The sequence below is a fragment of the Streptomyces krungchingensis genome, from assembly GCF_054729265.1.
In genome coordinates this window covers 4,840,121-4,852,809 of record NZ_JBPUKY010000001.1, presented here as the reverse complement: position 1 = coordinate 4,852,809, position 12,689 = coordinate 4,840,121, and the positions used below count along the sequence as shown (strand labels likewise).

10 protein-coding genes are annotated in these 12,689 nt (G+C 71.7%); 8 read left to right on the top strand and 2 right to left on the bottom strand.

Going from position 1 to position 12,689, the window contains the following annotated elements; genetic code table 11:
- Positions 1-378: 378 nt before the first annotated feature.
- A complete protein-coding gene (locus ACSYGO_RS21310) occupies positions 379-3,663 on the bottom strand; it encodes a S41 family peptidase (RefSeq protein WP_432176406.1) in 3,285 nt (1,094 codons plus the stop codon).
- Between the two features lie 163 nt (positions 3,664-3,826).
- Between ACSYGO_RS21310 and ACSYGO_RS21305 the strand changes: the two genes are divergently transcribed.
- Together ACSYGO_RS21305 and ACSYGO_RS21300 are read left to right on the top strand one after the other, a co-directional pair.
- Positions 3,827-4,414: a TetR/AcrR family transcriptional regulator gene (locus ACSYGO_RS21305; protein WP_426677716.1), complete on the top strand. Its 588-nt coding sequence runs from the start codon at positions 3,827-3,829 to the stop codon at positions 4,412-4,414.
- Positions 4,415-4,547: 133 nt separating this feature from the next.
- Positions 4,548-6,764 (top strand): MMPL family transporter, encoded by a 2,217-nt coding sequence (locus ACSYGO_RS21300; RefSeq protein ID WP_426677717.1) that lies wholly within the window; start codon positions 4,548-4,550, stop codon positions 6,762-6,764.
- Positions 6,765-6,863: 99 nt separating this feature from the next.
- Here the strand turns inward: ACSYGO_RS21300 and ACSYGO_RS21295 are convergent, their stop codons facing one another.
- Entirely contained in the window at positions 6,864-7,223 is a 360-nt protein-coding gene (locus ACSYGO_RS21295; RefSeq protein WP_426677718.1) for an SsgA family sporulation/cell division regulator, read from the bottom strand.
- A 195-nt stretch (positions 7,224-7,418) separates the two neighbouring features.
- Between ACSYGO_RS21295 and ACSYGO_RS21290 the strand changes: the two genes are divergently transcribed.
- The 6 genes from ACSYGO_RS21290 to ACSYGO_RS21265 all read left to right on the top strand — a co-directional run bounded on the left by ACSYGO_RS21290 (position 7,419) and on the right by ACSYGO_RS21265 (position 12,648).
- Positions 7,419-8,474, top strand: a complete 1,056-nt coding sequence (locus ACSYGO_RS21290; RefSeq protein WP_460387247.1) for an energy-coupling factor ABC transporter permease — start codon at positions 7,419-7,421, stop codon at positions 8,472-8,474.
- Position 8,475: 1 nt separating this feature from the next.
- Entirely contained in the window at positions 8,476-9,237 is a 762-nt protein-coding gene (cbiQ, locus tag ACSYGO_RS21285; protein WP_028804876.1) for a cobalt ECF transporter T component CbiQ, read from the top strand.
- Positions 9,225-9,983 (top strand): energy-coupling factor ABC transporter ATP-binding protein, encoded by a 759-nt coding sequence (locus ACSYGO_RS21280; protein WP_435220447.1) that lies wholly within the window; start codon positions 9,225-9,227, stop codon positions 9,981-9,983. The genes cbiQ and ACSYGO_RS21280 overlap by 13 nt, the downstream gene beginning before the upstream one ends.
- Complete coding sequence (locus ACSYGO_RS21275) at positions 9,980-10,465, top strand: MarR family winged helix-turn-helix transcriptional regulator (RefSeq protein ID WP_426677722.1); 486 nt, start codon at positions 9,980-9,982, stop codon at positions 10,463-10,465. Before ACSYGO_RS21280 ends, ACSYGO_RS21275 begins: the two co-directional genes overlap by 4 nt.
- 318 nt (positions 10,466-10,783) lie before the next feature.
- Positions 10,784-11,230, top strand: a complete 447-nt coding sequence (locus ACSYGO_RS21270; RefSeq protein WP_359496395.1) for an organic hydroperoxide resistance protein — start codon at positions 10,784-10,786, stop codon at positions 11,228-11,230.
- A gap of 257 nt (positions 11,231-11,487) precedes the next feature.
- Positions 11,488-12,648: a serine hydrolase domain-containing protein gene (locus ACSYGO_RS21265; RefSeq protein WP_435220446.1), complete on the top strand. Its 1,161-nt coding sequence runs from the start codon at positions 11,488-11,490 to the stop codon at positions 12,646-12,648.
- Positions 12,649-12,689: the final 41 nt, after the last annotated feature.

Here is a 12,689-nt window from a genome sequence, read left to right as displayed (position 1 = left end):
CTTTGCGGGTGGGCACCCCGCTTCTTTTGTGTGTGTGGGTGGGGGCTACGGGGGTGTGTGGTTGGGGGGTGTCGCCTTCTGCGGGTGGGTGGGGGCTGGGCGCGCAGTTCCTCGCGCCCCTGGGGGGTGGGGGGTTGAGGGGGCGTGGTCTTGTGCGGGTGGGGTGTGGCTGGGCGCGCAGTTCCTCGCGCCCCTGGGGGCGTCGCCTTCTGCGGGTGGGTGGGGGCTTGGCGCGCGGTTCCTCGCGCCCCTCGGGGGCGCGGTCTTCTTGAGTCGGTCCGGGGCGGCCCCGTCAGGGGCGCGGGGAACTGCGCGATCAGCCCCCACCCACCCGCGGCGCACCGCGAATGCTCCCCCGGGAGAACCCTGGCCCCGGGGCTACTGGTGGGGGCGCGGAGGGAGCTTGGGGCGGGAGCGGTTGGGGACCGTGGAGTAGTCCGGCGGGGAGGCCGCGGGGTGGGACTTCAGGAGGTCCAGGGCCAGCTGGATCGCGTCGTCGAGCTGGGCGTGCCGGCCCTCTGCCCAGTCGAGCGGGGTGCGCAGGATCTCCAGGTCCGGGATGACGCCCCGGTTCTCGACGGACCAGCCGTACGCGTCGAACCAGGCCGCGTTCATCGGGACCGTGATCACCGTGCCGTCGCCGAGGCGGTGGCGGCCGGTCATGCCGACGACGCCGCCCCAGGTCCGCTGCCCCACCACGGGCCCCAGCTTCAGCAGCTTGAACGCCGCGGTGATCATGTCGCCGTCCGACGACGTCGCCTCGTCGGCCAGCGCGACCACCGGTCCGCGCGGCGCGTTCGAGGCGTACGACACCGGCTGGGCGTTGCGGGTCAGGTCCCAGCCCAGGATCGTGCGGGTCAGCTTCTCGACGACGAGTTCGCTGATGTGGCCGCCCGCGTTGCCGCGCACGTCCACGATGAGTGCCGGGCGGGACACCTCCATCCGCAGATCGCGGTTGAACTGGGCCCAGCCCGAGCCGCCCATGTCGGGGATGTGCAGATAGCCGCAGTGGCCGCCGCTCAACTCCCGTACGACCTCGCGGCGTTTGGCCACCCAGTCCTGGTAGCGCAGCGGCCGCTCGTCGATCAGCGGCACGACCGCCACCCGCCGCGACCGGCCCTCGCCCGCGGCGGGCGTGAACGTCAGCTCCACCGTGGTGCCGCCCGAGCCCGCCAGCAGCGGGTAGGGGCCCGTCACCGGGTCCACCGGACGCCCGTCGACATGGGTGAGCACCGCGCCCTCGCGGATGCCCGAGCCGGCGAGCGGTGAGCGGGCCTTGGAGTCGGAGGAGTCGCCGGGCAGGATGCGCTTGAGCATCCAGCTGCCGTCGCGGCGTACGAAGTTGGCGCCCAGCAGGCCCTGCCAGCGCTGGTAGTGGGCCGGGCCCTCGTTGCGGCGGGCGGCGGCGACGTACGCGTGCGACGTGCCCAGTTCGCCGAGGACCTCGCGCAGCAGGTCCGCGAACTCGTCGGGCGACGCGACCCGTTCGACCAAGGGGCGGTACTGGTCCAGGATGGCGTCCCAGTCGACGCCGCACATGTCCGGTTCCCAGAAGTAGGCGCGGGTGATGCGGCCCGCCTCCGCGTAGGCCTGGCGCCACTCGGCGGGCGGGTCCACCTCGTGCAGGATGCGGCGCAGATCGATCCAGACCGTGGAGTCGCTGTCGCCGGCCTCGGTGGAGGGCACGGCCCGCAGGTCGCCCTCGTCGGCGACCACCAGCCGGGCCCCGTCGCCGCTCACCGCGAACCAGTCCAGATGCGAGACGAGTTCGGACTTCTTCGCCTTCGTGATGTTGAAGAACTCCAGGGTGGGGCGGCCGGTCGTGTCGTCGGGGTTGGCGAAGGTCTCGCCCAGCGCGCCGGAGATCGGCCAGCGCAGCCAGACCAGTCCGCCGCCCGCGACCGGGTGGAGCGCCGAGTACTTGGAGGCGGTGACCGGGAAGGGCGTCACCCGGCTCTCCAGGCCTTCGAGTTCGACGGTGACCGCGCCGTCGCCGCCCTCGTCCTCGACCGGGTCCAGGCCCCCGGCGACCGGCCGCCCGTCCGGGTTGAGCGCGAAGGGGGACGGTGTCGCGGAGGACAGCGGCACCAGGTACGGGCGGCAGCCGAGCGGGAAGGACAGGTCGCCGGTGTGCACGTCGTAGACGGGGTCGAAGCCGCGCCAGGACAGGAAGGCCAGGTAGCGGCCGTCGCGCGTGAACACGGGGTTCTCGTCCTCGAAGCGGCCGTTGGTGACGTCGACGATGAGGCGGTCCTTTATCCGCGCCATCTTGATCTGCCGCAGCGAGCGGCCGATCCCGGGGTGGGACCAGGTCACCCACGCTCCGTCGGGTGAGAAGGCGAGGTCCCGCACGGGTCCGTTGATCGACCGGATCAGCTCGGTGACCTCGCCGTTGGACTCCTCGGTCGCGTCGGCGAGCAGCAGCCGCCCGTCGTTCGAGGCGATGGCGAGCCGCTCGCCCGCCGGGTCCGACACGAGCTCCTGCACCACGCCGAGTTCGCCGGAGGCGAGGCGGCGCGGCTCGCGGTCGCCGCTCGCGCGCGGCAGGTAGGCGATCTCGATGGCGTCCTCGCCGTCCGCGTCGGTGATGCAGGCGACCTGTCCGCCCGAGCCGAGCATCTCCGGCAGCCGGACCCGTACGCCCGGGGTGTCGATGATGGTGCGGGCCGGCCCGTCGCGGTGCGTGAGCCAGTACAGGCTGCCGCGGACGACGACGGCGCTGGCGCGGCCCGTCTCGTCCACGGAGATGCTGTCGACGTTCTGCGTCGCGGGCACCTGGTAGGTGCGGCGGCCGGCGCGCGGACCGCCGAGGCGCACGTCGAGGCGGCGCGGAATGGAATGCGCGGTCAGGTCGTCGACGATCCACAGGTCGCCCGCGCACTGGTAGACCACCCGGGTGCCGTCGGAGGCGGCGTGCCGGGCGTAGAAGGCGTCGTGGTCGGTGTGGCGGCGCAGGTCGGTGCCGTCGTACGCGCACGAGTACAGATTGCCGATGCCCTCGTGGTCCGAGAGGAAGGCGATCCGCCCGCCCGTGAACATGGGGCACGACAGATGTCCTTCGATGTCGGCGAGCAGATGCCGGCCGTGCAGCCAGATGCGCCCCATCGCGCCGCCCCGGTAGCGCTTCCAGGAGGCGGGCTCGTGCGGCGGGGTGCCGGTCAGCAGCAGGGTCTTGCGCTCGCCCTCGATGTCGGCGACCGCGATGTCGGCGACCGGCCCCCAGGGCAGCTTGCCGCCGGGGTCGCCGTCGGTGGGGACCTTGTAGGCCCAGGTGAAGTAGGAGAAGGGCTGGCCGTGCGAGGCGACGGCGAGGATGTCGCCGTCGGGGGACCAGCTGCAGACCTTGGTGTCCGAGCTGCCCCAGTAGGTGAGCCGTCTGCCGGGGCCGCCGGCGACCGGCGCCAGGTGGATCTCCGGCACGAGGCTGCGCCAGCTCGTGTACGCGATGTGCCGGCCGTCGGGGGAGAAGCGGGGGTGGCCGACCTTGGTGCGGTCGACGGTGACCCGCCAGGCGCGGCCGGGGCTGTCGAGGGGCGCCACCCACAGGTCGTCCTCGGCGACGAAACAGAGCAGGTCGCCGCTGACGTGCGGGAAGCGCAGGTAGCCGGGCGCGTTGCCGTCCGGGGCCGACGTCTGGGACTGGTCCTCGTACTCGTCGCTCACGTCCCCATGCTTTTCCGCTCGGCGACCCCCGGCAACTCGTGCAAGCGGAGACGTGACCCAGCGCACGTACGAAACTGTTTCGTTTCGCTTGCGTTGAGGGTATCTTCATGGACGTACACAGAAGATGTACACGCAGTCTTTCGGAGCAGGGAAGGTGAGTGGGATGGCTGAAGCCGCGACGGTGCGCCGCAGTCGGATCACGCCGGAGCGCGAGGCCGAGCTGTACGGCGCCGTGCTCGACCTGCTCCGCGAGGTCGGCTACGACGCCCTCACCATGGACGCCGTGGCCTCCCGCACCCGGTCCAGCAAGGCCACCCTCTACCGTCAGTGGGGCGGAAAGGCCGAGCTGGTCGCCAAGGCGATCCGGCACCAGAAGACGTCTGCCGGCGATGTCGACACCGGGTCCCTGCGGGGCGACTTCCACGCGATGGTGACGCGTGAGGACGACTGTCAGATGGAGCAGAACTCCGCGCTGATGCGGGGCCTGGCCATGGCACTGCACGGAAACCCCGATCTCCTGCAGGCCTTCCGGGAGCTCATCATCGATCCCGAGACCGAGGAACTGCGCGCGGTACTGCGGCGCGCCGTCCAGCGCGGGGAGATCCGCCCGGACAACCCCGCGCAGGACTACGTGCTGCACATGCTGATCGGTGCCTTCGCGGTGCGCGGAATCATCGACCAGCGACCGCCCACCCAGGAGTTCCTCGCCTCCTACGTCGACGCCGTGATCCTCCCCGCTCTCGGCGCCTGACTCACCACTTTCTGATCTGTCCCCGCCAGCGCACCTGACGCGACCGCTCACGTCGTCGGGCTGATCACCCCTGCCCCACCGGGCGATCACACCAGCCCCTGCCATCCCACGACCTGACCGGGAGAACGCCCTCGTGGCCACGTTCCTCTACAAACTCGGCCGACTCGCCTTCCGGCGACGGCACTTCGTCGCCCTGATCTGGGTGGCGCTGCTGACGCTCGCGGGCGTCGGCGCCGCCTCCGCGCCCGCACCGGGCCCGTCCTCCTTCTCGATCCCCGGCACCGAGGCGCAGAAGGCCTTCGACCTGTTGGAGAACCGCTTCCCCGGCATGAGCGCCGACGGAGCGACCGCGCGCGTCGTCTTCAAGGCGCCGGGCGGCGAGAAGATGACGGACAAGGCCAACAAGGCCACCGTCAAGAAGACCGTCAAGGAGCTCGCGAGCGGCTCGGAGGTCACCTCCGTCGCCGACCCGTTCAAGGCGAAGGCCGTGAGCAAGGACGGCTCGGTCGCCTATGCGGCGGTGAAGTACAAGGTCTCCGGCATGGAGCTGGAGGACTCCTCGAAGGACGCCCTGGAAACGGCCGCGCAGGACGCGCGGGACGCCGGGCTGACCGTCGAGGTGGGCGGTGACGCCCTGCAGGCGACGCCCGAGACCGGGTCAACCGAGATCATCGGTATCGCGATCGCCGCGGTCGTCCTCGTCATCACCTTCGGCTCGCTGATCGCGGCCGGACTGCCGCTGCTGACCGCGCTGATCGGCGTGGGCATCGGCGTCTCCACCATCGCCGCCCTCGCGAACGCCCTCGACCTGGGCACCACCACGTCGACCCTGGCCATGATGATCGGCCTCGCCGTCGGCATCGACTACGCCCTCTTCATCGTCTCCCGCTACCGGGCCGAGCTGGCCGAGGGCCGCGAGCGCGAGGAGGCGGCCGGACGGGCCGTCGGCACCGCGGGCTCCGCGGTGGTCTTCGCGGGCCTGACGGTCGTGATCGCCCTGGTCGGCCTGTCGGTCGTCAACATCCCGATGCTGACGAAGATGGGTGTCGCGGCGGCGGGCACGGTCGCCATCGCGGTGCTGATCGCGCTGACGATGATCCCCGCCCTGCTCGGCTACGCGGGCCGCAAGGTCCAGCCCGCGGGCAAGAAGAGCAGGCTGCTCGGTGGCGGGCGCGCCGCCAGGAAGGCGCCCCGGCCGAACATGGGCACCCGCTGGGCGAGCTTCGTGGTGCGCCGTCCGCTCGCCGTGCTGCTCCTCGGCATCGTGGGTCTGGGCGCGGCGGCGGTCCCGGCGACCTCCCTCGAACTGGGTCTGCCCGACGACGGCTCGCAGCCGACGTCGACCACCCAGCGCCGCGCGTACGACCTGCTGTCGGACGGCTTCGGCCCCGGCTTCAACGGCCCGCTGATGGTCGTCGTCGACGCCAAGTCCAGCGACTCCCCGAAGTCGGCCGTCGACGAGGTGTCCGACAAGGTCAAGGACCTCAAGGGCGTCGTGACGGTGACCCCGGCGGCGTACAACAAGGCCGGCGACACCGCGACGATCACCGTGATCCCCGACACCAAGCCGTCCTCGGTCAAGACCGAGGACCTGGTGCACTCCATCCGTGACGCGGGCGGCGAGATCAAGGCGGACACCGACGCGACCGTCCTGGTCACCGGCTCGACGGCGATGAACATCGACTTCTCGCAGAAGCTCAACGACGCGCTGGTGCCCTATCTGGCGCTGGTCGTCGGCCTGGCGTTCCTGCTGCTGATCGTGGTGTTCCGCTCGGTCCTGGTCCCGCTGAAGGCGGCCCTCGGCTTCCTGCTCAGCGTCATGGCGGCCCTCGGCGCGGTCGTCGCGGTCTTCCAGTGGGGCTGGCTGTCCGGCCTCATGGGCGTCGAGGAGACCGGCCCGATCATGTCGATGATGCCGATCTTCATGGTGGGCGTGGTCTTCGGTCTGGCGATGGACTACGAGGTCTTCCTCGTCACGCGGATGCGTGAGGCGTTCGTCCACGGAGAGAAGCCGGGCCAGGCGATCGTGACCGGCTTCAAGCACGGTGCGCGGGTCGTCACGGCGGCCGCGGTCATCATGATCGCCGTCTTCTCCGGCTTCATCGGCTCCAGCGAGTCGATGATCAAGATGATCGGCTTCGGTCTCGCGATCGCCGTCTTCTTCGACGCGTTCATCGTGCGCATGGCCATCGTCCCGGCGGTCCTGGCGCTGCTGGGCAAGCGCGCCTGGTGGCTGCCGAAGTGGCTCGACCGCTCGCTGCCCAACGTGGACGTCGAGGGCGAGGGCCTGCGCGACCTCGACGGCGGACGCCGCGACGAGGACGACGACCGGGCGCTGGCCGGGGTCTGATCCTCCGGTCACCGTCGGACGGGACGCTTCCCGTCCGACGGTCGACGAAACGACGGCTGCCGGGCCCACCCCCGTGGTGGGCCCGGCAGCCGTCGTTTCTCAGTGGGCGACCGGGGTGCCGGCGACCGTGTAGGTGCGGCGCAGGAAGCGCAGCAGCGCCTTCGAGTCGACCTGCACCAGTGCCACGCCCTTCGGCGAGTGGAACTCCATCACCGCCTGCACCCTGCCGCAGGGCCAGACGCGGACGTCGCCGCTGGTGACGGGTCCCCGCAGGCCCTGTTCCAGCAGTTCGCGCTCGAACGTCCACTCATGGGGGCCGGGCAGCGTGATGTGCACCTGGCGGGGGTCGTCCTCGGGGTCGTAGCGGAGGGCCACCGGCACGGTCCGGCGCTCGTCGTCGAGGGAGTCGGCGGTATCGGTGACGATGTGGGCGCGGGCGTACTGTTCAACGGCGTGCATGGACCGACTCCTTACGCTGCGTGCTCGTGAGCGGAATGTGTGAATCCGCCACCACGTCCAATGTGCCACATCTCACGGAAATCGCTCTCTGGAGACCCTTGACGGCAAGATTCCGGGAGCGTAAAAGCGATTCCGCTTTATTCGATGGTGCATCGCTCTTGCAAGTCGTTCGCAACAAGGCACTATCATCGAACGGTGCATGTACCTGACGGATTCATCAACGCCCCGGTCTCCGCGGTCACCGGAGTGGTCGCCGCCGGTGCCGTCGCCGTGAGCCTGCGCGGCGCCCGCCGTGAGCTCGACGAGCGGACCGCGCCGCTGGCCGGCCTGGTCGCGGCCTTCATCTTCGCCGTGCAGATGCTGAACTTCCCGGTCGCCGCCGGGACCAGCGGACACCTGCTCGGCGGTGCCCTGGCCGCGATACTCGTGGGCCCCTTCACGGGGGTCCTCTGCGTCTCCGTCGTCCTGCTGATGCAGGGCATCCTCTTCGCCGACGGCGGTCTCACCGCGCTCGGCGTCAACATCACGGACATGGCGATCGTCACCACGGTCGTCGCCTACGCCGCCTTCCGCGGCCTGGTGAAGGTGCTGCCCCGCAAGCGGCGGTCCGTGACCGTCGCCGCCTTCATCTCCGCGCTGCTGTCCGTCCCGGCCGCCGCCGTGGCCTTCACGCTCATCTACGCGGTCGGCGGCACCACCGACGTCCCGATCGCCAAGGTCGCCACGGCCATGATCGGCGTGCACGTCCTCATCGGCATCGGCGAGGCCGCGATCACCGCGCTGACCGTCGGCGCCGTCATCGCCGTCCGCCCCGACCTGGTGTACGGCGCGCGCGGGCTCCAGCAGCGGCTCAGGCTGCGGGTGGACGGGGAGCTCGTCGACGCCCCGGCCGCCACCCCCGTGCCGGCGGCCGCCCGCTCCTCGCACCGCAAGGTGTGGATCACCGGCCTGGTCACCTCCCTCGTCCTCGCCGGGTTCGTCAGCTTCTACGCCTCCGCGAGCCCCGACGGCCTGGAGAAGGTCGCCAAGGACAAGGGCATCGACACGAAGGTCGAGAAGCACGCGACGGAGGACTCCCCGCTCGCCGGATACGGCGTCAAGGACGTCTCCGACGCCCGGATCTCCGGCGGTCTCGCGGGCGTGATCGGCGTCGGCGTCACCGTCGTCGCGGGCAGCGCGGTCTTCTGGGCGGTCCGCAGGCGCCGTACGTCCGACGACGTGTCCCCCTCGTCCACCTCCCAGGTGGCCTGACGTGGGCGCGGGGCACGCACACCGCCTCTACCGCCACGGGCACTCGCCCGTGCACACCCTGCCTCCGCACACCAAACTCGCGGCGTGCTTCGCCTTCGTGGTCGTGGTCGTCTCCACCCCGCGCGAGGCGATGTGGGCGTTCGCGCTGTACGCCGTGCTCCTCGCGGCCGTCGCGTACGCGGCGCGCGTGCCCGCCGGGTTCCTGCTGAAGCGGCTGCTGATCGAGATCCCGTTCGTCGCCTTCGCGGTGCTGATGCCGTTCGTGGCCGAGGGCGAGCGGGTGGACGTCCTCGGGCTGTCGCTGAGCGTGAACGGCCTGTGGGGCGCCTGGAACGTCCTGGCCAAGGGCACGCTGGGCGTCGCCGCCTCGGTGCTGCTGGCCTCGACCACCGAGCTGCGCGAACTGCTGCTCGGCCTCCAGCGGCTCAGGCTCCCGCCGCTCCTCGTGCAGATCGCCTCCTTCATGATCCGGTACGGCGACGTCATCACCGACGAGATGCGGCGGATGCGCATCGCGCGGGAGTCGCGCGGCTTCGAGGCACGTGGCGTGCGGCACTGGGGTGTGCTCGCCAAGTCGGCGGGCGCGCTCTTCATCCGGTCCTACGAGCGGGGCGAGCGCGTGCACCTCGCCATGGTGAGCCGCGGCTATGCCGGCTCCATGCCGGTCATCGACGAGGTGACCGCGTCCCGGGCGCAGTGGACCCACGCGCTCGCCCTGCCCTTCGCCGCCCTCGTCGTATGTCTGCTGGGATGGACACTGTGACAGCTTCTCTGGAGGTCTCCGGCCTCGCCTTCGCCTACCCCGACGGCCACCAGGCCCTGTTCGGCGTGGACTTCCGCATCGGGCGCGGCGAACGCGTCGCGCTGCTCGGCCCGAACGGCGCCGGCAAGACCACGCTTGTCCTGCACCTCAACGGCATTCTGACCGGCGGCGCCGGCACGGTGACCGTGGCCGGTCTCCCGGTCGACAAGCGGAACATGGCGGAGGTCCGCCGCAAGGTCGGCATCGTGTTCCAGGACCCGGACGACCAGCTGTTCATGCCGACGGTGCGCGAGGACGTCGCCTTCGGCCCGGCCGCGGCCGGCCTCAAGGGAGCGGAGCTGGAGGAACGCGTCCGCACTGCACTGGAGTCGGTCGGCATGGCGGCCTTCGCCGACCGCCCCCCGCACCACCTGTCGTTCGGACAGCGGCGCCGGGTGGCGGTCGCGACCGTCCTCGCGATGGAGCCGGAGATCCTCGTCCTGGACGAGCCGTCCTCCAATCTCGACCCGGCCTCGCGGCGCGAACTCGCCGACATCCTGCGCTCGCTGGACGTCACCGTCCTCATGGTCACGCACGATCTGCCCTACGCCCTCGAACTGTGCCCCCGCGCCCTCGTCCTGAGCGAGGGCGTGATCGCCGCCGACGGGAGGACCGGCGAACTGCTCGGTGACGAGGAGCTGATGCGCACGCACCGCCTGGAGCTGCCCTTCGGGTTCGACCCGCGCTCCGTGACAATGGGCGCGTGACGAATCGACAGGACCCCGAGACAGCAGCGCCCGCAGCGCCCACCGGGTCCCTGCTGCTCGGCGACCAGCTGTGCTTCGCGTTGTACGCCGCGCAGCGGGCGGTGACCGCCGCGTACCGTCCGCTGCTCGACGAACTCGGCCTGACCTACCCGCAGTACCTGGTCATGCTCCTGCTGTGGGAGCGCGCCGAGACCACCGTGAAGGAGCTGGCGACCGCGCTGCACCTCGACTACGGCACGGTGTCGCCGCTGCTCAAGCGTCTGGAGTCGGCGGGTCTGGTGCGCCGCGAGCGCTCGGAGCGCGACGAACGCTCCGTGCTCGTCGCGCTCACCGGCCGCGGGGAGATGCTCCGGGAGCGCGCGGCGGACGTACCGCAGGCGCTGCTGGAGGCCACGGGGCTGTGCGGCGCCGAGGCCGAGCGGCTCCGGGAAGAGCTGGGCCACCTGGCGGAGCGGGCGGGGAAGGCGGCGCGGGCTCGCTGATCCCGGCGGTCGCCCTGCCGGGTCGCGACTGTCATCCCGGCGGTCGCCCCACAGGTGTGCGGCACCGAGATCCGGCCGGTCGCCCCACCGGGGTGCGGCACCGTGATCCGGGCGGTCGCCCCACCAGGTTGCGGCACCGTGCCGGGTTACCCGCGGTTTCCACCCCCCTGGCGGCACACCACGGCCTACCGGTCGGTATCTTGTGCGCGATGCATTTGTGCGCAGCTGTATTGCCTGCCATGACGCCTGCCCCGCTGCCCGGCGTCGTGGCCGCCGTGTCGCCCGTCGTGTCCTAAACGCTCAGGGGGAGGTCCCGCGATGATCGATGGCAGCGCTGTCGACACCCGCCCGACGAAGATCATGTACGTCGCCGAGGCCACCGCGCACGGCGGTCGCAACGGTTACGTGACCAGCCAGGACGGCCGGCTCGACCTGAAGGTCGCGATGCCTCCCGCCCTCGGCGGCGACGGCGACGGCACGAACCCGGAGCAGCTGTTCGCGGCCGGTTTCAGCGCCTGCTTCCACAACGCGCTCGTCCTGGTGGGCCGCCGCGCCGGATACGACCTCTCCGGCTCCACGGTCGCCGCGAAGGTCGGCATCGGCCCGAACAAGCAGCGCGGCTACGGACTCGCGGTCGCCCTGAGTGTCTCGCTCCCCGTCGTCGACCAGGAACTCGCGACGAAGCTCGTCGACGCGGCCCACGAGGTCTGCCCGTACTCGAACGCCACCCGCGGCAACATCGAGGTCACGATCCTGCTCGGTTGAGGGCTGTCCCGTGATCCCCGGTGGATCAGCGTGCGGCGTCGGATGCGGTGCATCGCAAGGCGGAGGGGCGTCCTCATACTGGGCGTATTCGGGCGATCCGACAACGCGGCGAGGTGCCGTAGCTGTCGTCGTGCGCCCGCCGGGGATCACGGGACAGCCCTTGAGGTCGCCGAGCGGCCGGCCCAGGAATCGGAGCCGGTACGTGCGTGTTGCACTCACCGTCGGCAGCGGTACGAGTGGGTGACAGGAGCGCGGGCGTGGACGTGAACGGCACAGTGGCCGAGGGCTTCGAGCCGGTCAGGGAGGCGTTCGTACGCAACTTCGAACTCCTCGGGGACCGGGGCGCCGCCGTCACCGTGTACCGCGACGGCCGGCGCGTGGTCGACCTGTGGGGCGGCACCCGCGACGTCGACGGCACTGCACCCTGGCAGCACGGCACCGCGCAGATCGTGCGCTCCGCGACCAAGGGCGTCGCCGCCGCCGTCCTGCTGCTGCTCGCCCAGCGCGGCGAACTCGACCTGGACGCCCCCGTCGGCCACTACTGGCCGGAGTACAAGGCGCACGGCAAGGAGCACACGCGCGTCCGGCACCTGCTCGCGCACCGGGCCGGGGTGCCCGTCCTCGACCGCCCGCTCACCCCCGCCGAGGCCGCCGACCCGGACCTGGCCGCCGCGGCCGTGGCCCGGCAGGCACCGGCGTGGGAGCCGGGGACGGAGCACGGCTACCACGCCCAGACCTACAGCTGGCTGACCGGCGAACTGGTCCGGCGGGTGACCGGGCGCACGATCGGCGCGTGGATCGCGGACGAGATCGCCGGGCCGCTGGGACTGGACCTGTGGGTCGGGCTGCCGGACGCGCAGACCGGGCGGGTCGGGCGGGTCGCGCAGGTCGAGGCCCCGCCGGCGCCGGGCGGCCTGCGGACCCGCCCGAAGCGGGCCGTCTTCGAGGCGTACGCCGACCCGGAGAGCCTCACGAGCAGGGCCTTCACGGCCATCACCCCGCTGCCGGACGAGAACGACCCGGCCTACCGGGCGGCGGTCCTGCCCGCCTCCAACGGCATCGCCACGGCGGACGGCCTGGCCCGTTTCTACGCCGCGCTGATCGGCGAGGTGGACGGCGTCGGGCTGTTCTCCCCGGACACCGTGACGGCCGCGCGCACGGAACAGTCGGCGGGCCCCGACCGTGTCCTGGTCGTGGGCACCCGCTTCGGCCTCGGCTACATGCTGCACGGCTCGGCCTCGCCCCTGCTCTCCCCGGGATCCTTCGGCCACCCCGGCCGCGGCGGCCCCCTCGGCTTCGCCGACCCCGAGTCGGGCATCGCGTTCGGCTACGTCACCAACGGCTACCGCAAGAGCGTGACCGCGGACGCCCGGGCACAGGCACTGGTCCGGGCGGTCCGCGCGTCGGTCGACGCCTGACGCCCCACGGGGCGCGCGTCCCGCGCGCGCTCCCGCCGGGT

What these genes read in the sequence shown, in the direction of transcription:
- ACSYGO_RS21305 (WP_426677716.1), top strand. Translation starts at nt 3,827, where the DNA reads ATGGCTGAAGCCGCGACGGTGCGCCGCAGTCGGATCACGCCGGAGCGC.
- ACSYGO_RS21295 (WP_426677718.1), bottom strand. Translation starts at nt 7,223, where the DNA reads ATGCACGCCGTTGAACAGTACGCCCGCGCCCACATCGTCACCGATACC.
- ACSYGO_RS21280 (WP_435220447.1), top strand. Translation starts at nt 9,225, where the DNA reads ATGGACACTGTGACAGCTTCTCTGGAGGTCTCCGGCCTCGCCTTCGCC.
- ACSYGO_RS21270 (WP_359496395.1), top strand. Translation starts at nt 10,784, where the DNA reads ATGATCGATGGCAGCGCTGTCGACACCCGCCCGACGAAGATCATGTAC.